Here is a 708-nt window from a genome sequence, read left to right on the forward strand (position 1 = left end):
AAAATGCCTCGGACAAGCGATCCTTCCTACCTCCAACCCCTCCACCAATTCCGGCCGACTAAGCCATCACAAGGTTTCTCTGGGACTGGGCTCGGACGTTTCAAACCACTAGGGCCTAAAACACCTGGACGCTTCCAGACATATCTTCTCTTCACAATGTATTCAGAACAGGCATCAGTCCTTACAGACGATGCAAACTTTTATTTCCTCAAAGAAGACAATTCGCAGCCGCCGGATCAATTCTCCAGTACAGCGCGATAGCGCGTCGCCGATCGTTCGGCGCCCTCGCGGAGGGTAGGTCCGAAGGACCGCTCACCCGTGAGCGCAAATAAATGGTGGAGCTGAGCGGGATCGAACCGCTGACCCCCTGCTTGCAAAGCAGGTGCTCTCCCAGCTGAGCTACAGCCCCATCCAGCTCGATCACCCAAGTCTCATCAACCAGGCGCGGCAACAATTCGCATCAACCAACAGTCTCAACCCAAACCCTCATTCGCATATGCAAATGGTGGGCCCGGGAAGACTTGAACTTCCGACCCCACGCTTATCAAGCGTGTGCTCTAACCAACTGAGCTACGGGCCCATTCCGGTACCGGTCGATGCGGCTTTTGTCTTCTTGAAGAAAGAGAAACGTGGACGGCGAACCTTGCCATACCCGCTGTCTGCGTAGCAGATCTGCAGGCGTATTACGTTGCGATGGTCGCCTGACTG

Annotated in this window: 2 tRNA genes; both read right to left on the reverse strand. The window is 54.9% G+C overall.

The features are described 5' to 3' along the window. Positions 1-333: 333 nt before the first annotated feature. Positions 334-409: transfer RNA gene (locus PL597_RS25950), tRNA-Ala, on the reverse strand. A 94-nt stretch (positions 410-503) separates the two neighbouring features. Beyond that, a tRNA-Ile gene (locus tag PL597_RS25955) sits at positions 504-580 on the reverse strand. Positions 581-708: the final 128 nt, after the last annotated feature.

It is taken from the genome of Agrobacterium sp. ST15.13.013 (assembly GCF_027956525.1).
GTDB lineage: Bacteria > Pseudomonadota > Alphaproteobacteria > Rhizobiales > Rhizobiaceae > Agrobacterium > Agrobacterium salinitolerans.